The following is a 15583-nucleotide window of genomic DNA, read 5'->3' on the forward strand; positions in this document are numbered from 1 at the left end:
TCCACCATGTCGACCTTCCTGATCGGGTTGAGCATCGCCATGCTGCTGTTCCTGCTAGCGGCAGGACTGACGCTGATCTTCGGGATGCTGCGGATCATCAACTTCGCGCATGGCGCGATGTACATGTTCGGTGCCTACCTGGCCTACCAGATCGCCACCGCCAGCGGCAACTTCTGGCTGGCCCTGGTCGTCGCACCGTTGGGCATGGCCCTGCTCGGCGCACTGACCGAGCGCTGGCTGCTGCGGCCCATCTACGCCATGCCGCACGAGTTCCAGCTGCTGATCACATTCGGCCTGATCCTGGTGCTGGAGGAAGCGGTGCACGTGTTCTGGGGACTGAACGGCCGCAGCATCGCCACGCCCGCCGCGTTGACCGGCAGCGTGGAATGGTTCGGCACCGCGTTCGCACGCTACCGGCTGTTCGTCATCGCGCTCGGTGCCGCCATGGTGGTGTTGCTGCTGGTCGGCATCGAACGCTCGCGCATCGGACTGATCGTACGCGCCAGCAGCGTCAACCCGGCGATGGCGGCCAACCTGGGCGTGAAGGTCAACACGGTGCGCACGGCCGTGTTCGCGGCCGGCGCCGCCCTGGCAGGCCTCGCAGGCGCCATCGCCGGGCCGATGCTGCCGATCCAGTTGCAGATGGGCACCACCATCATCTTGGATTGCTTCATCGTCGTGATCCTCGGCGGCCTGGGCAACATCCGCGGTGCCGTTCTGGGCGCACTGCTGATCGGCATGACCCGCGCCTACGGCCAGCAATGGCTGCCCGAATGGATCGACATCCTGACCTATGGCGTGCTGATCGGCACGCTGCTGCTGCGGCCGCAGGGGCTGTTCAGCAAGAAGGAGCGCCTCGCATGAACAGCGTCGCAAGCCACGCCACTGGGCACCGTTCGACAGCCGCGCCCAGGGCAAACCCCACACGTCTGCCACTGGCCAGTGCCGACCTGTGTGCCAGCCTTGCCATGGCCGCGCTGTTCGCGGTGCTGGCGCTCACGGTGCGCAACGACGGCGTCTCCTACATGCTCAGCCTGATCATGGTTTGGGCGATCTTCGCACTCGGCTACGACCTGGCTTTCGGCACGGCCGGCATCCTGTCGTTCGGCCACGCGGCCTATTTCGGGCTGGGCGCCTACGGGGCCACCTGGGCGATGCTGCGCTTCAACCTGCCGTTCAGCGTGGGGATGGTCTGCGCCTTGCTGATGGGCGCGCTGGCCGGCACTGTGGTGGCCTGGATCGGCCGGCGCGTGACCGGCCTGTACTTCTCGCTGCTCACGCTGATGCTGGCAGAGCTGGTCTCCATCGTGATGCTGACGCGGCTGCGCGACCTGTCGGGCGGTGTTGACGGCATTCCCGGCGTGCCACGGCCCAGCTTCGGGGGCATCGACTTCTTCGCGAACGGCGCCTTCGTCTGGGTGGTGTTCGGGCTGTTCCTGGCCACTGTGCTCGGCGTGCACGTGCTGCGCCGCTCGCCGCTGGGCCAGGCGCTGCAGGGGCTGCGGCAGAACGCGGTGCGGCTGGAGCAGCTGGGCCTGAACGTGGGTCGCCTGCGGCTCGTCGCGATGGCGCTGTCGGGTGCGGTCTCGGGTCTGGCCGGCGCGCTGCTGGCCTCGCTGATGATGTACATCAGCCCGCAGCTGCTGCATTGGAAGATGTCCGGCGACGTGCTGATCATGACGCTGCTCGGCGGCAGCGGCACGCTGCTCGGGCCGATCCTCGGTGTGGCGTTCTTCGAAGTGGTCAAGGAAGGGCTGGCCGCGTACACCGACCATTGGTACGGGCTGCTGGGCGTGATCTTCATCGCGGGCACGATCTTCATGCCCAAGGGACTGGCCGGCCTGGTGCTGCGCCGCTGGAGGCGCGCATGACGTCCACCGCCATCGCCATCGCCTGCACCGGCGTCAGCGTGCGCTTCGGCGACTTCGTCGCGTTGTCGAACGTGGGCCTGGACGTCGCCACCGGGCAGACGCTGGCGCTGATCGGCCCCAACGGTGCCGGCAAGACCACGCTGCTCAATGCGCTGAGCGGCCGGCTCGCGCTGTCCGGTGGCCGCGTGCAGCTGCAGGGCCGCGACATCACGGCCGAGCCCATCCACCGCCGCGCGCGCCTGGGCCTGGGCCGCAGCTTCCAGATCATCAACATCTTTCCCGAGATGACGGTGCTGGAGAACCTGCGTCTGGGCGCGCAGCCCATGGTCTTCGGGCTGCAGCCGTTCTGGCGCGGCGTGCAAGCCTGGCCCGGCCTGGAGGCGCGTGCCCGTGAAGTGGCGGCCCTCGTGGGGCTGGACGACGCGCTGGACATGCCTGCCGCCGTGCTGAGCCACGGCCGCCAGCGCGCCGTGGAGCTGGGCCTGGCACTGATGTCCGACCCGCCTGTGCTGCTGCTGGACGAGCCGCTGGCGGGAGTCGGCCAAGCCGAGATCCAGGCCACGACGGCATTGATCGAACGCGTGCGGCAGAACCGCACCGTGCTGCTGGTGGAGCACAACATGGACGTGGTGATGCGGGTCGCCGACGAGGTGGTGGTGATGATGGCCGGCGAGATCCTCACGCGCGGCACGCCCGAGCAGGTGCGGGCCGACGCCCGCGTGCGCCGCGCCTACCTGGGCGGAGCCCGCACGCAGCCCGCACAGGAGGCCGCCCATGCTTGAGTTGCGCAACGCGGAGGCCTGCTACGGCAAGGCGCAGGCGCTGCACCAGGTGGCGCTGGCGGTGCGGCCAGGCCAGGTGACGGCGCTGGTCGGGCGCAACGGCGCCGGCAAGAGCACCACGCTCAAGACCCTGATGGGCCAGATGCGCCTGGCCGGCGGCAGCCGCTGGCTGGACGGCCAGGACGTCAGCACGCTGGCCCCCGAGCAACTGAGCCGCCGCGGCGTGGCGCTGGTACCGGAAGACCGGCAGATCTTCGCCGGGCTCAGCGCCGAGGAGAACCTGCAGCTGGCCACCGTGTCGCACGGCGCCGGCCCCTGGACGCTGGAGCGCGTCTACACCTTGTTCCCGCGCCTGCGCGAGCGCCGGTCGGCGCAGGGCACCTCGCTCTCGGGCGGCGAACAGCAGATGTTGGCCATCGCACGCGCGCTGATGACGCACCCCCGCTACCTGCTGCTGGACGAACCCACCGAAGGCCTGGCGCCGGTCATCGTCGAGCAGATCGTCGCCGCCATCGCCGAGATCCGGACGGCCGGCATGGGCATCGTGCTGGTCGAGCAGAACCTGCACGTGCCGCGCCAGCTGGCCGACCACTACGTGCTGCTCGACAGCGGCCGCATCACCTGGCGGGGCGGCCGCGACGACGTCGGGGACGCGCTCGAGGACATGTTGTCCGGCCTGTCCGGCCACGTGGCCTGACCCCGACCCCGCACCGAACCCACACCGAACACGACCGACCACCATGCGCCTGATCGACTTCTTCGACCGCCGTGCCGCGATGCACCCGGAGCACCCTTTCCTGATCGACGACCTGGGCCGCACGACCTACGGCGAATCGCAGGCCACGACCCACCGGATTGCCAATGTGCTGATCGGGCTGGGCTGCCAGCCCGGCACCAAGGTCTCGGTGTTCTCGCCCAACCGCGCACGCGCGTTCGAATGCCTGCTGGGCCTGGCCCGGGCCGGCGCCGCCTGGGTACCGCTGAACGCCAACAACGGACTGCAGGAGAACTGCCACATCCTGCGCGGGTTCGACGTCGAGATCCTGCTCTACCACTCCTCGCTCAAGGACCGTGTCGCGTCCTACCTGCCGCACGCGCCTGGCGTGCGCCATGCGGTGTGCATCGACGACGACGAGGCCGACGGGCTGCCGGCGCGCATGCGCGAAGTTGCCGCCTCCGCCCCGCCCGACCTGGCGCGCGATCCGGACAGCGTGACCGCCGTGTTCCCCACTGGCGGCACCACCGGTCTCTCCAAAGGCGCGATCTGGACCCACCGCACCTGGCAGACCATGATCGCCAATCTGCTGACCGCCTTTCCGGTGCGGCGGCCTCCGGTCAACCTGGTCGTGGCGCCCATGACGCACGCAGCCGGTGGCGTGGCCATGATGCTGATGGCGGCGGGCGCCACCTTCGTGATCCTGCCGGGCTTCTCGCCCGAGCGGGTGCCGGCCGCGATCGAGCAGCACCGCGTGACCCACCTCTTCCTGCCGCCGACAGCCATCTACATGCTGCTGGCGCATCCGGAGGTACGCAACCACGACTACAGCTCGCTCGACTACCTGATCTACGCCGCGGCACCGATGTCGGTGGACAAGCTGCGCGTGGCCATGGAGGTCTTCGGCCCGGTCATGGCGCAGACCTTCGGCCAGGCCGAAGCGCCCATGCTGTGCACCGCGCTGACCCCGCGCGAGCATGCCGAGGCGCTCGCCGAAGCCCCGGACCGGCTGGCCAGCTGCGGGCGGGCCACGCTGCTGACCGAGGTGGCCATCATGGACGACGCAGGCCGGCTGCTGCCCGACGGCGAGCGCGGCGAGATCGTGGTGCGCGGTCCGCTGGTCATGGCGGGCTACTACAAGAACGCCGACGCCACCGCCGAAGCGGCGCGCCACGGCTGGCACCACACCAGCGACGTCGGCTGGCGTGACAGCGCGGGCTACCACTACATCGTCGACCGCAAGCGCGACATGATCATCTCGGGCGGATTCAACATCTACCCGTCCGAGATCGAGCAGGTGCTGTGGAGCCACGACGACGTGCAGGACTGCGCAGTGATCGGCGTGCCCGACGACAAGTGGGGCGAGATGGTCAAGGCCTTCGTCGAACCCAAGCCCGGGCGCACGCTGCAGCCGGAGGCGCTGGCCGCTTTCTGCCGCGAGCGCCTGGGATCGGTGAAGGTGCCCAAGGCCTTCGAGGTGCGCCATGAACTGCCACGCAGCGCCGTCGGCAAGGTGCTCAAGCGCAGCCTGCGCGAAGAGGCCTGGAAGAACACCGGGCGGGCCATTTGATGCCAGCCCACATTGCTCCACTGCCCGCCTTCGACAGCGCGAACGCGCCCGCCGGCCTGCAGGCCCTGGTGGATTTCGTTGGCTACCGGCCCCATGCGCTGCTGACCATGGCACGCCACGACGGCCTGCTGCCTGCCGTGCTGGGCCTGGTGCAGGCCACATTGCGCGGACCAGGGCCGCTGGAGGAGCCCTTGCGCTTCCTCGTGGGGTGCGAAGCCAGCCGCGTATCCGGCTGCGGCTACAGCGCTGCGCACGCCGCGCATGTGGCGATCCATCTGGGTGTGCCCCTGGCCAAGCTGGCCGCGCTCGACCGCCACGCCGGCAGCCCGCTGTACACCCCGCGCGAGCGCGCAGCACTGGCGCTCGCCGACGCAGCGGCGCGCCCGCGGGCCCGCGGCGCCAGCGTGGCGCACGATGCGGCTTTCGCCTCGGTGCGCGCCTGCTTCAGCGAGGAGGAACTGCTGGCGCTGGTGGCCGTGGTCTCGGCATTCGGATGGTTTAATCGTTGGAACAGCCTGGTGCGCTCCGAACTCGAAGCCGAGCCGGCCACCATGGTCGAAGCGCTCCGTTGGCTGGGCCCACTTCTGGACGCTTCGCCATGACCATCTCCACTCCCGCACGGCGCACCGCCAAGCGCGCCGCCACGCCGACCAGTTCCCCCTTGCCGACACCCGACGACTGGCGCGGTACGCCCGCCGCGCTGGGCCGCACGCTCGAACTCGTCTTCTTCGCCCACATGGAGATGGCCGACGCATCGGACCGCATCCTGGCCGAGCACGGCCTGGGCCGGCCGCACCACCGCGTGCTGTACTTCGCCCAGCTCAGCCCCGGCATCACCGTCGGCGAACTCACGACCCTGCTGCGCATCTCCAACCAGGCGCTGTCGCGCACCATGCAGCAGATCGCGACGCTGGGACTGATCGAGCAGTGCTACTGCCCTGATGACCGCCGCGTGCGCCGCCACTTCGTGACCGAGCAGGGCGCGGCCCTGCTCGCCCGGTCGAAGGAAAAGCAGTTCGCGGTCATCCGCAAAGCGCACCTGGCCTGCCCGCAGGCCGACATCGAGGCCTTCTGGCGCACGCTGACGCTGCTGTCCCGTCCCGAAGACCTGGTCTGGATCTCGCGCCATCCCGGCGCCTGCACGCCGCCGCCGGCATCTGCAACCACCGAAGGAGACTCCCCATGAGCACGCATCGCACCTGCATCGCCGGCGTCGGCATGACGCGCTTCACCAAGCCCGGCGCTGGCGAGGACTACCCGCAGACCGCCGCACAGGCCACGCGCGCCGCGCTGGCCGATGCCGGCATCGCGCTCGACGACGTGCAGCAGGCCTATGTGGGCTACGTCTACGGCGACTCCACCGCCGGCCAGCGAGCGCTCTACGAGGTGGGCATGACCGGCATGCCCATCGTCAATGTCAACAACAACTGTTCGACGGGTTCCACCGCGCTGTTTCTCGCGCGCCAGGCGATCGAGAGCGGCGCGGCCGAGTGCGTGCTGGCGCTGGGCTTCGAGCAGATGAAGCCCGGCGCGCTTGGCGCCGTCTTCCCGGACCGGCCAACCCCGTTCCAGCCCTTTGACGACGCGACCACGCGGCTGGTCGGGCACGAGGGCATCCCCATGGCACTGCGTTACTTCGGCGGCGCGGGGCTGGAACACATGCGCCGCTTCGGCACGCAGCTGTCCACCTTCGCGCAGGTGCGCGCCAAGGCCAGCCGGCACGCCGCCAACAACCCGCTGGCCCTGTTCCGCACCGAACTGACGGCCGACGACGTGATGGCCTCGCCCAAGATCTGGCCTGGCGTCATGACGCGGCTCATGGCCTGCCCGCCCACCTGCGGCGCGGCCGCCGCCGTGCTGTGCTCGGAGGACTTCGCGCGACGCCACGGCATCTCGACGGCGGTGCGCATCCGCGCCCAAGCCATGACCACCGACACACCCGCGACCTTCGACTGCGACGACATGCGCAACGTGGTCGGCTACGACATGGCGCGCCAGGCCGCCGCCAAGGTCTACGCGCAGGCGGGCGTCGGCCCGCGCGACCTCGACGTGGTGGAACTGCACGACTGCTTTGCGCAGAACGAGCTCATCACCTACGAAGCCCTGGGCCTGTGCGACGAGGGCGGCGCCGAGCGCTTCATCCTCGACGGTGACAACACCTATGGGGGCCAGGTGGTCACCAATCCCTCGGGCGGCCTGCTGTCCAAGGGGCACCCGCTGGGCGCGACCGGCCTGGCGCAATGCTACGAGTTGACCTTGCAGTTGCGCGAGCAGGCCGAGCAGCGCCAGGTGGCGGGTGCCCGGCTGGCGCTGCAGCACAACCTGGGGCTCGGCGGGGCGTGCGTGGTGACGCTGTACGAGCGGGGAGATTGAATGCAACACCGCAAGCATGGGTCGTGAGCGCGTTTCCATCGCTGCGCTCACCGGTCGTTGGGTGCTACTTCAACAGGGGCTGAACATCTACAGCCGCCTGAGATTCACCCCGGCGCCCCGCGACATGCGCCTGCGGCCTGCAACCTGCCCCGCGAAGATGCCCTCGGTTCGATGATCCTGGGGCTGGCCCGTGGCGGTGGCGTGGCCATGGCTAGATGCCCGTCAGTCCGCCGGAGCACATCAGCGTCTGCCCGCTCACATAGTCCGATTCAGGCAGGCAGAGCAGGTAGACGGCGCCCGCGGCCTCCTCCGGCGTGCCGCCACGGCCCAGCGGGATGCTCTGGGCCATGGCTGCCATCAGGCCCGGATTGATGCCGACCTTGATCTCGCGGCCATCGATGTTGGTCGTGGTGCCGTCGGCCGCACTGCCGGTCAGCCGCGTCTTGATGAAGCCGTAGGCCACGGCGTTGACGGTCACGTGCATGCGTCCCCATTCCTTGGCCAGCGTCTGTGTCATGCCCAGGATGCCGGCCTTGGCGGCCGCGTAGTTCACCTGGCCGACGTTGCCGAACAGCCCGGCGACCGATGAGATGTTGACCACCTTGCGCACCACGCGCCGGCCGGCCGCGGTGTCGGCCTTGGCCAGATCGCGGATCACCGGGTAGGCCGCGCGCAGGATGCGGAACGGTGCGGTCAGGTGGCAGTCGATCATCGCGTACCACTGCTCGTCGGTCATCTTCTGGATCACATTGTCCCAGGTGTAGCCGGCGTTGTTGACGACGATGTCCAGGCCCTGGTAGTGCTGCACCGCCGTGCCGATGAAGCGCTCTGCGAAGTCGGGCGCGGTCACATTGCCGGCGCAGGCCACGGCCTGGCCGCCGGCCGCGCGGATCTCGGCCACGACCTCCTCGGCCGGGCCGGTGTCCAGGTCGTTGACGACCACGCGCGCGCCCTGCGAGGCGAACTTCAGCGCGATGGAGCGGCCGATGCCGCGGCCCGAGCCCGTGACGAGTGCGACCTTGCCGTCGAGTGTGAGAGACATGGGGGGTGTTTCCTGTCGTTGCATGGAGGTGGGTGTCAGGGCAGCGCGACGATGGCTTCGCCTGCGATCTTGGTCTGACCGTGCTGGTTGGTGCTGCGGATCTCGATGCGCACGCAGGCTTCGCCGCCGCTGTGCAGCTTCTCGACCACGTGCCCGCTGCAGCACATGGCATTGCCCAGCTGCGTGATGCCCTGGAAGCGCACGTCAAAGCGCCGCAGCCGCGACTGCGGCGCCCAGGCCGTCAGCAAGCGGCCCAGCCACGCCATGCCCAGCATGCCCTGCGCGAACACGTCAGGCATGCCCGCGCGCCGCGCGAAGTCGGTGTCGATGTGGACCGGGTTGTGGTCGCCCGAGGCGCCGCCGAACAGCGCCAGCGTCGTGCGGTCCACCGGCGGCAGCTGCAGCGCCGGGAGCCGGTCGCCAATGTGCACGGTGTCGAAGTGGGGAGTGGCCATGGCGTGTGTCCTTCAGTTCCTGCAGACCAGCACGGTGCGCATCTCGGCCACCAGCTCGCCCATCTGGTTGGTGGCGCGCGAGGCCTTCACAACGAATTCGAGCGCGCCGTTCTTCTTGTCGTAGATGTCCTCGATGCGCGAACGCACCGTGATCGTGTCGCCGACGCAGGCCGCGCGGTGGTAGACGAAGCTCTGCTCGCCGTGCAGCAGCCTGGCCAGCGGAATGTCCAGGTCGGCCAGCATCTGCGTGTTGGCGCCCGAGTCGAGCTCGGCCGCGAACAGGAAGGTCGGCGGTGCGGGCAGATCGGCGTAGCCGGCATCGCGCGCGGCCGTGGTGTCGGTGTAGACCGGGTCGGTCTCGCCGATGGCCTTGGCAAAGAACTGCAGCCGCGAGCGCTCGATCGGCAGCACCGAGGCCGCCAGCGCGTGGCCGATCCACTTTCTATCGATCATGGAGCTGCCCTCAGACGCGTTCGTAGAGCGTGACCACGCAGGCGCCGCCCAGCCCCAGGTTGTGCTGCAGCGCCAGCCGCGCATTGGCGATCTGGCGCGCCTCGGCCGTGCCACGCAGCTGCTGCACGAGCTCGGTGCACTGGGCCAGGCCCGTCGCGCCCAGCGGGTGGCCCTTGGACAGCAGGCCGCCCGAGGGGTTGGTGACGACCTGGCCGCCATAGGTGTTGTCGCCATCGCAGACGAACTTCTCGGCGCCGCCCTCGGGGCACAGGCCCAGCGCCTCATAGCTCAGCAGCTCGTTGTGGGCGAAGCAGTCGTGCAGCTCCACCACGTCGATGTCCTGCGGGCCGACGCCGGCCGCCTCGTAGACCTGGCGCGCCGCGGTGCGGGCCATGCTGACGCCGACCACCTCGCGCATGTCGCGTGCGCCGAAGGTGGCAGGGCCGTCGGTCGTCATGGCCTGCGCCTTGATGCGCACGCTGCGGTCCAGCCCATGGCGCGCGGCGAAATCCTCGGAACACAGGATCGCGGCGGCCGCGCCGCAGGTCGGCGGGCAGGCCATGAGCCGCGTCATCACGCCGGGCCACATGACCGGCGAGGCCATGACCTCCTCCTCGGTCACCACCGTGCGGAACAGCGCCACCGGGTTGTTCGCCGCATGCCGGCTGGCCTTGGCGCGGATCTTGGCGAAGGTCGACAGCTGTGTGCCGTACTGCTGCATGTGGGCCAGGCCGGCGCCGCCGAAGTAGCGCAGCGCCAGCGGGATCTCGGCGTGGCCGACCAGTTCTTCCGTGGCCTCGTCGAAGCGATCGAAGGGGCTCGGCCGGTCCTGGAACACGGCGCCCAGCGCGCCCGGGTTCATGTGCTCGAAGCCCAGCGCCAGCACGCACTCGGCCGCGCCGCTCGCCACCGCCTGGCGCGCCAGGAACAGCGCGGTCGAGCCGGTCGAGCAGTTGTTGTTGACGTTGACGATGGGGATGCCGGTCATGCCGACCTCGTACAGCGCGCGCTGGCCGGCGGTGGAGTCGCCGTAGACGTAGCCCACGTAGGCCTGCTGTACCTGCGCGTAGCCGATGCCGGCATCGGCCAGTGCGGCGGCGGTGGCCTGTGCGGCCATGTCGTGGTAGGGCGCATGGCGGCCCGGCTTGGCGAACGGGATCATGCCGACGCCGGTGACGTGGACGGGGTTCATGGGGTCTCCTGGTGGGTGGATTGGGCGTCCCCTGCCGTGGGCAGGCGGGGGTCGTTGAAGACTGGCGGGCGCTTGGCCATGAAGGCGTTGATGCCCTCGCGGCCGTCCGCCGACACGGCGCAGCGCAGCAGCGCCTCGCGCTCCAGCTGCAGGTGGGTGCGCAGGCCGTGCTGCAGCGCGCCGTCGCACAGCCGCTTGATGCCGCCGAGCGAACCGGTTGCTCCGCGCGCCAGCTGCAGCGCCAGTGCGCGGGCGGCACCCGGCAGGGCCTCGGCCTCGTGCAGCTCGTCCACGAGGCCCCAGCGCAGGCATTCCTCGGCCGCGATGGCGCGGTTGGTCATGAGGATCAGCTTGGCGCGTGCGGCGCCCGCGCGGCGTGCGAGGTAGTAGGAAGCGCCGAGGTCCGGGCTCAGCCCGATCGCCGAGTAGCCGCCGCGCAGCTTCATGGCCGGTGCGGCCAGCACGATGTCGGCGCACAGGGCGAGCGCGATGCCGGCGCCGCCGACCGGCCCGTGCACGGCGCTGACCACGGGCACCGGCAGCGTTGCCAGCGTGTGGATTGCCGGGTGCAGGGGATCGAGCATGGCGCGCACCAGCCGGTCCAGGTCGGCCTGGCGCTCGACGAACTCGCCGATGTCGCCGCCGGCGCAGAACTGCCTGCCCGTGGACGAGAGCAGCACGGCACCGATGTCGGCGCGCGACGCCTGGTCGATCGCGTCGGCCAGTGCGCGGCCGGCGGCGCTGTTCAGCGCGTTGGCGGCGGCAGGGCGGTTCAGGACGATGTGGCCCACGCCGTCCTCGATGTGCCATTGCACCAGGGCTTCGGCCGGCATTCAGGCCACCTTCCTTTCGCGGCCTTCCCAGAAGGGCGCGCGCAGCTGCGTCTTCAGGATCTTGCCGGCGCCCGAGAGGGGCATCGCATCGATGAAGCTGACCTGGCGCGGACACTTGTAGCCCGCGATGCGCTCCTTGCAGTGCGCGACGATGGCAGCCTCGTCGACGCTGGCGCCGGGTTTGCGCACGATGAAGGCATGTACCAGCTCGCCCCACTGGTCGTTCGGAACGCCGATCACGGCGCAGCTGGCCACGGCGGGGTGCGCGGCCACGGCGCTCTCGACCTCGACGCTGTAGACGTTCTCGCCGCCGGTCACGATCATGTCCTTGATGCGGTCCACGATGAACAGGTAGCCGTCCTCGTCCATGCGCCCGCCGTCGCCCGTGAACATCCAGCCATCGCGCAGCGCAGCGGCCGTTTCGGCCGGCTTGTTCCAGTAGCCCAGCATGACGCCGGGACCGCGCACCGCGACCTCGCCGACCTCGCCGCGCGCCACCTCGTTGCCCATGGCGTCGACGACGCGCACCTCGCAGCCGATCGCCGCGCGCCCGGCCGAGCGGTGACGGCCCTTGCGGCGGCCGGCCTCGCGGTGCATGTCCTGCGAGAGCACCGTGGCCATGGGCGACAGCTCGGTCATGCCATAGAGCTGCGTGAAGCCCGCTGAGGGAATGGCACGCATGGCGCGGTCCAGCAGCCCCTCGCTGATGGGCGAAGCGCCGTACAACACGTTGCGCAGGCTGCCGATGTCGAAACGGCCGATGTCCGGATGGTCCACCAGCATCTGGATCATGGTGGGCACCAGCAGCGCCTCGGTCACGCCTTCGTCCTGGATGGTCCCGAGCACCGACACGGGGTCGAAGCGCGGCACGATCACGTGCGTGCCGCCGCTTGCGAACATCGCGTTCATGAAGCAGCCGTCGGCCAGGTGGAACATGGGCGCCGTGTGCAGGCCGATGCAGCCGTGCTGCACGGCGCCCTCGGCCACCACGCCGACGGCGTTGGAATACAACCCGCGGTGCGGCAGCATCACGCCCTTGGGCGAGCCGGTCGTGCCACCGGTGTAAAACACCCCGGCCAGGTCCTCGCCGCCGCGCAGCGCGTCGTCGACCGGCTCGGCTTGCGCCAGCAGGGCCTCGTAGCCGAGCATGCCGTCGGGCGCGGGGCCATCGCCGACGTGGACCACGGTGTGCAGGCCGGGGCACCGGCCCCGCAGCTCGGCCACCATGGCGGCGTGGTGGTCGTCCACCAGCAGGATGCCGGTCTGGCAGTCTTCCAGCGAGAACGCGATCTCGGCCGGGCTCCAGCGCGTGTTGATCGGGTTCACCGCGCCGCCGGCCCAGTACACGCCGGGGTAGTACTCCAGATACCAGTCGGAGTTCAGTGACAGCATGCCGACGCGGTCGCCAGGCGCGACGCCCAGGCTGCGCAGCAGCCCACCGAGTCGCGCCACGCGCGCGCCGAGCTCGGCGAAGGTGCGCCGGCGCCCCTGGAAGACGGAGGCGATGGCGCCGGGCGTCTGCTGGACTGCGCGGCGCAGGCCTTGGGTGAGGTACATGGTGGGTCTCCTTTGTCGTGGTTCAGGCGCCGTTGCGCTCGAGCGAGCGCGCGACGATTTCCTTCATGATCTCGCTCGCGCCGCCATAGATGCGCTGCACCCTGGCGTCGGCGTACAGGCGGGCGATGGGGTATTCGGTCATGTAGCCGTAGCCGCCGAACAGCTGCAGGCAGTCGTCCACGGCCCGGCCCAGGGTCTCGGTGGTCCACAGCTTGGCCATGGCCGCGGTGTCGGCGTCCATGGTGCCGGCGACCACGCGCGCGATGCAGTCGTCCACGAAGCGCCGGCCCACGGTGGCCTGGGTCTTCACTTCGGCCAGCTTGAAGCGCGTGTTCTGCAGCTCCAGCAGCGTCTTGCCGAAGGCGCGGCGCTCGCGCGTGTGGTCCAGCGTCATGCGCAGGGCGGCCTCGGTCGAGGCGATCGCGCTGACGGCGCACAGCGTGCGTTCGTACGGCAGCTCGTGCATGAGGTGGTAGAAGCCCAGTCCCTCGTGCCCGCCCAGCACGTTGTCCGCAGGCACGCGCACGCCGTCGAAGAACAGCTCGCTGGTGTCGGCCGCATGCTGGCCGAGCTTGTCGAGCACGCGGCCGACCGAGAACCCCGCGGCATCGCGCGTCTCCAGCAGCAACAGCGAGACGCCCTTGCTGCCGGCCGCCGGGTCGGTCTTGGTCACGACCACGATCAGATCGGCCATGGAACCGTTGGAGATGAAGATCTTGCTGCCGTCGATGCGGTAGTGGTCACCTTCCAGCGTGGCGCGCGTGCGGATCGCCTGCAGGTCCGAGCCAGCGTTGGGCTCGGTCATCGCAATGGCGCCGATCCAATCGCCGCGCGCCATGCGCGGCAGGCAGCGGCGCTTTTGCTCTTCTGTGCCCTGGTGCAGGATGTAGTTGGCCGCGATCTGGTGCACGCTGACGCCGAAGCCGTAGTCCCCCGCGCGGGCCAGCTCCTCCATGAGCACGGCCACATGGGCGAAGCTGCCGCCGGCACCGCCGTAATCCTCGGGAATGTCGGCCAGCAGCAGACCGAGTGCGCCGGCCTTGTCCCAGACCGCCCGGTCCACATGCTGCTGGCGCGCAAAGCGCTGCTGGTGCGGCGCGATCTCTTCGGCCACGAAGCGGCGCACCGTCTCGCGGTACAGGTCGAGGTCCGCGTCCGTCCAGGGACTGCGGTAGCTGGCAGGGGCGTTCATGCGATGGCTCCTCAGGACTTGGCCGATGGCGTGCTGTAGCGCGCCACCAGCAGGAATTTCTGCACCTTGCCGGTGGCGGTGCGCGGCAGCGGGTCGGCCTGGAGCAGCACGCGTTTGGGTGTCTTGAAACCGGCCAGGCTGCGCCGGCACCAGGCCAGCAGCGCGTCGGGGTCCACGCTGTGGCCGGGCGCAGGCACCACCACGGCGCTCACGCTCTCGCCCCACAGCGGGTCGGGCAGGCCGATGACGGCGCAGTCGGCCACACCGTCGAAACGGAGGATGGCTTCCTCGACCTCACCCGCGTGCACGTTCTGGCCGCCGGTCACGATCACGTCCTTCAGCCGGCCGTTGATGAACAGGTAGCCCTCGTCGTCGAGTCGGCCCAGGTCACCGGTGTGCAACCAGCCGCCGCGGAAGGTTTCGGTGGTCTTGTCGGGGTTCTTGTAGTAGCCGGTGACGGTGCCGGGCGAACGGCCGATCACCGCGCCGGTCTGGCCCACGGGCACGTCGCGGCCGGCCTCGTCCACCACACGCACCTCGGCGAACAGGATGGGCTGGCCGACGGAATCGGGGCGGCGCACACGGTCCTCGGGCGTGCTGACCACCAGCGTGCTGGTCTCCTGCATGCCGTAGTACTCGTACAGGCGCGGACAGATGCGCGCCATCACGCCGTCGCGCACGGGCGAAGCCAGCAGCGAGCCGGCGAAGACCAGCGCGCGCAGCGAGCCCAGTTGCGCGCCGTCCAGCTCGGGCCGTGCCAGCAGCATGGCGCCCATGGTGGGCACCAGGTTGGTGATGGTCACGCGCTCGCGGCCGATCAGATCGAGCGCCTGGCCCGCATCGAAGTTGGTCAGCACGTTGCGGCAGCCATACATCACGCCGCAGGCCACCCAGGCGAAGCCGACGCGGCCGTACATCGGGAACACCGTCATGACAACGTCCTCGCGCACCATGTGCAGCGCCTGGAACATGTTGGCGAAGGTGGCCGCGTTGTAGTGGCTGATCAGGTAGCACTTGGGCAGGCCGGTCGTGCCCGAGGTCAGGTTGAAATAGTAGGGGTCGTCTTCGTTCACCTGCACGGTGGGCTCGCTGGCCGACGCGGCGTCGAGCAGCGCCTCGTAGTCGTGCGTGCCGGCAGGCGTTGCGCCCTCGCCGAAGACCACCCGCACGCGCACCTGCGCCGCCAGGTCGGCGAACCTGCGCTCGCACAGCAGCGCCACTGCGCCGACCTCCTGCATCAACGCCAGCATTTCGACCGGCGCCAGCCGGTAGTTCAGCGGCAGGCCGACCAGGCCGGCCTTGGCCAGTGCGAAGTAGATCTCGGCGACCTCCGCGCGGTTGGTGCTCAGGAAGGCCACGCACTCTCCGGGGCACAAGCCCAGGGCCAGCAGGCCGTTGGCCAGACGGTTGCAGCGCGCGTTGGCCTGCGCGAAGCTGTAGCGGCGGCCCGTGGGCACGCAATGCCAGGCCTCGCGCTGCGCGAAGCGCACGGCCGCTGTGGCGAGCATGTTGCCCACCACCATTTGTCCGAGGGCGGATTGGCGCATG

Annotated in this window: 16 protein-coding genes; 8 read left to right on the forward strand and 8 right to left on the reverse strand. The window is 69.9% G+C overall.

Features of this window, described 5'->3' with window-relative positions; all coding sequences use genetic code 11:
* Positions 1-6: 6 nt before the first annotated feature.
* From DES41_RS22045 to DES41_RS22080, 8 genes are read left to right on the forward strand one after another with little or no spacing between them, the layout of a single operon-like run.
* Positions 7-864 (forward strand): branched-chain amino acid ABC transporter permease, encoded by an 858-nt coding sequence (locus DES41_RS22045; RefSeq protein WP_114469809.1) that lies wholly within the window; start codon positions 7-9, stop codon positions 862-864.
* Positions 861-1871 carry a branched-chain amino acid ABC transporter permease gene (locus tag DES41_RS22050; RefSeq protein ID WP_114469810.1) on the forward strand — a complete coding sequence of 337 codons (1011 nt, stop codon included), beginning with the start codon at positions 861-863 and terminating at the stop codon, positions 1869-1871. The genes DES41_RS22045 and DES41_RS22050 overlap by 4 nt, the downstream gene beginning before the upstream one ends.
* Complete coding sequence (locus DES41_RS22055) at positions 1868-2653, forward strand: ABC transporter ATP-binding protein (protein WP_114469811.1); 786 nt, start codon at positions 1868-1870, stop codon at positions 2651-2653. Before DES41_RS22050 ends, DES41_RS22055 begins: the two co-directional genes overlap by 4 nt.
* Positions 2646-3350, forward strand: a complete 705-nt coding sequence (locus DES41_RS22060; protein WP_114469812.1) for an ABC transporter ATP-binding protein — start codon at positions 2646-2648, stop codon at positions 3348-3350. The genes DES41_RS22055 and DES41_RS22060 overlap by 8 nt, the downstream gene beginning before the upstream one ends.
* Positions 3351-3393: 43 nt before the next feature.
* The gene (locus DES41_RS22065; protein WP_114469813.1) at positions 3394-4938 is read left to right on the forward strand and encodes a class I adenylate-forming enzyme family protein; all 1545 of its coding nucleotides are present in this window, start codon (positions 3394-3396) and stop codon (positions 4936-4938) included.
* Positions 4938-5540: a carboxymuconolactone decarboxylase family protein gene (locus DES41_RS22070; protein ID WP_114469814.1), complete on the forward strand. Its 603-nt coding sequence runs from the start codon at positions 4938-4940 to the stop codon at positions 5538-5540. Before DES41_RS22065 ends, DES41_RS22070 begins: the two co-directional genes overlap by 1 nt.
* Complete coding sequence (locus DES41_RS22075) at positions 5537-6124, forward strand: MarR family winged helix-turn-helix transcriptional regulator (RefSeq protein WP_114469815.1); 588 nt, start codon at positions 5537-5539, stop codon at positions 6122-6124. Before DES41_RS22070 ends, DES41_RS22075 begins: the two co-directional genes overlap by 4 nt.
* Positions 6121-7311 carry a lipid-transfer protein gene (locus DES41_RS22080; protein WP_114469816.1) on the forward strand — a complete coding sequence of 397 codons (1191 nt, stop codon included), beginning with the start codon at positions 6121-6123 and terminating at the stop codon, positions 7309-7311. The genes DES41_RS22075 and DES41_RS22080 overlap by 4 nt, the downstream gene beginning before the upstream one ends.
* A gap of 211 nt (positions 7312-7522) precedes the next feature.
* Here DES41_RS22080 and DES41_RS22085 read toward each other — a convergent pair whose 3' ends face one another.
* From DES41_RS22085 to DES41_RS22120, 8 genes are read right to left on the reverse strand one after another with little or no spacing between them, the layout of a single operon-like run.
* Positions 7523-8353 (reverse strand): SDR family NAD(P)-dependent oxidoreductase, encoded by an 831-nt coding sequence (locus DES41_RS22085; protein WP_114469817.1) that lies wholly within the window; start codon positions 8351-8353, stop codon positions 7523-7525.
* A gap of 35 nt (positions 8354-8388) precedes the next feature.
* Positions 8389-8808: a MaoC family dehydratase gene (locus tag DES41_RS22090; protein ID WP_114469818.1), complete on the reverse strand. Its 420-nt coding sequence runs from the start codon at positions 8806-8808 to the stop codon at positions 8389-8391.
* Positions 8809-8820: 12 nt separating this feature from the next.
* Positions 8821-9261, reverse strand: a complete 441-nt coding sequence (locus DES41_RS22095; protein ID WP_114469819.1) for a MaoC family dehydratase N-terminal domain-containing protein — start codon at positions 9259-9261, stop codon at positions 8821-8823.
* Between the two features lie 10 nt (positions 9262-9271).
* Positions 9272-10453 (reverse strand): lipid-transfer protein, encoded by a 1182-nt coding sequence (locus DES41_RS22100; protein WP_114469820.1) that lies wholly within the window; start codon positions 10451-10453, stop codon positions 9272-9274.
* The gene (locus DES41_RS22105; RefSeq protein WP_114469821.1) at positions 10450-11286 is read right to left on the reverse strand and encodes an enoyl-CoA hydratase/isomerase family protein; all 837 of its coding nucleotides are present in this window, start codon (positions 11284-11286) and stop codon (positions 10450-10452) included. Before DES41_RS22105 ends, DES41_RS22100 begins: the two co-directional genes overlap by 4 nt.
* On the reverse strand, positions 11287-12843 hold the full coding sequence (locus DES41_RS22110; RefSeq protein ID WP_114469822.1) for a long-chain-fatty-acid--CoA ligase: 1557 nt from the start codon (positions 12841-12843) through the stop codon (positions 11287-11289).
* Positions 12844-12865: 22 nt separating this feature from the next.
* Entirely contained in the window at positions 12866-14035 is a 1170-nt protein-coding gene (locus DES41_RS22115) for an acyl-CoA dehydrogenase family protein (RefSeq protein WP_114469823.1), read from the reverse strand.
* Between the two features lie 11 nt (positions 14036-14046).
* Positions 14047-15582: a class I adenylate-forming enzyme family protein gene (locus tag DES41_RS22120; protein WP_114469824.1), complete on the reverse strand. Its 1536-nt coding sequence runs from the start codon at positions 15580-15582 to the stop codon at positions 14047-14049.
* Position 15583 lies beyond the last annotated feature (1 nt).

It is taken from the genome of Pseudorhodoferax soli (assembly GCF_003337555.1).
In the GTDB taxonomy this organism is placed as follows: domain Bacteria; phylum Pseudomonadota; class Gammaproteobacteria; order Burkholderiales; family Burkholderiaceae_C; genus Pseudorhodoferax; species Pseudorhodoferax soli.

What these genes read in the sequence shown, in the direction of transcription:
- DES41_RS22045 (WP_114469809.1), top strand. Translation starts at nt 7, where the DNA reads ATGTCGACCTTCCTGATCGGGTTGAGCATCGCCATGCTGCTGTTCCTG.
- DES41_RS22050 (WP_114469810.1), top strand. Translation starts at nt 861, where the DNA reads ATGAACAGCGTCGCAAGCCACGCCACTGGGCACCGTTCGACAGCCGCG.
- DES41_RS22055 (WP_114469811.1), top strand. Translation starts at nt 1,868, where the DNA reads ATGACGTCCACCGCCATCGCCATCGCCTGCACCGGCGTCAGCGTGCGC.
- DES41_RS22060 (WP_114469812.1), top strand. Translation starts at nt 2,646, where the DNA reads ATGCTTGAGTTGCGCAACGCGGAGGCCTGCTACGGCAAGGCGCAGGCG.
- DES41_RS22065 (WP_114469813.1), top strand. Translation starts at nt 3,394, where the DNA reads ATGCGCCTGATCGACTTCTTCGACCGCCGTGCCGCGATGCACCCGGAG.
- DES41_RS22070 (WP_114469814.1), top strand. Translation starts at nt 4,938, where the DNA reads ATGCCAGCCCACATTGCTCCACTGCCCGCCTTCGACAGCGCGAACGCG.
- DES41_RS22075 (WP_114469815.1), top strand. Translation starts at nt 5,537, where the DNA reads ATGACCATCTCCACTCCCGCACGGCGCACCGCCAAGCGCGCCGCCACG.
- DES41_RS22080 (WP_114469816.1), top strand. Translation starts at nt 6,121, where the DNA reads ATGAGCACGCATCGCACCTGCATCGCCGGCGTCGGCATGACGCGCTTC.
- DES41_RS22085 (WP_114469817.1), bottom strand. Translation starts at nt 8,353, where the DNA reads ATGTCTCTCACACTCGACGGCAAGGTCGCACTCGTCACGGGCTCGGGC.
- DES41_RS22090 (WP_114469818.1), bottom strand. Translation starts at nt 8,808, where the DNA reads ATGGCCACTCCCCACTTCGACACCGTGCACATTGGCGACCGGCTCCCG.
- DES41_RS22095 (WP_114469819.1), bottom strand. Translation starts at nt 9,261, where the DNA reads ATGATCGATAGAAAGTGGATCGGCCACGCGCTGGCGGCCTCGGTGCTG.
- DES41_RS22100 (WP_114469820.1), bottom strand. Translation starts at nt 10,453, where the DNA reads ATGAACCCCGTCCACGTCACCGGCGTCGGCATGATCCCGTTCGCCAAG.
- DES41_RS22105 (WP_114469821.1), bottom strand. Translation starts at nt 11,286, where the DNA reads ATGCCGGCCGAAGCCCTGGTGCAATGGCACATCGAGGACGGCGTGGGC.
- DES41_RS22110 (WP_114469822.1), bottom strand. Translation starts at nt 12,843, where the DNA reads ATGTACCTCACCCAAGGCCTGCGCCGCGCAGTCCAGCAGACGCCCGGC.
- DES41_RS22115 (WP_114469823.1), bottom strand. Translation starts at nt 14,035, where the DNA reads ATGAACGCCCCTGCCAGCTACCGCAGTCCCTGGACGGACGCGGACCTC.
- DES41_RS22120 (WP_114469824.1), bottom strand. Translation starts at nt 15,582, where the DNA reads ATGCGCCAATCCGCCCTCGGACAAATGGTGGTGGGCAACATGCTCGCC.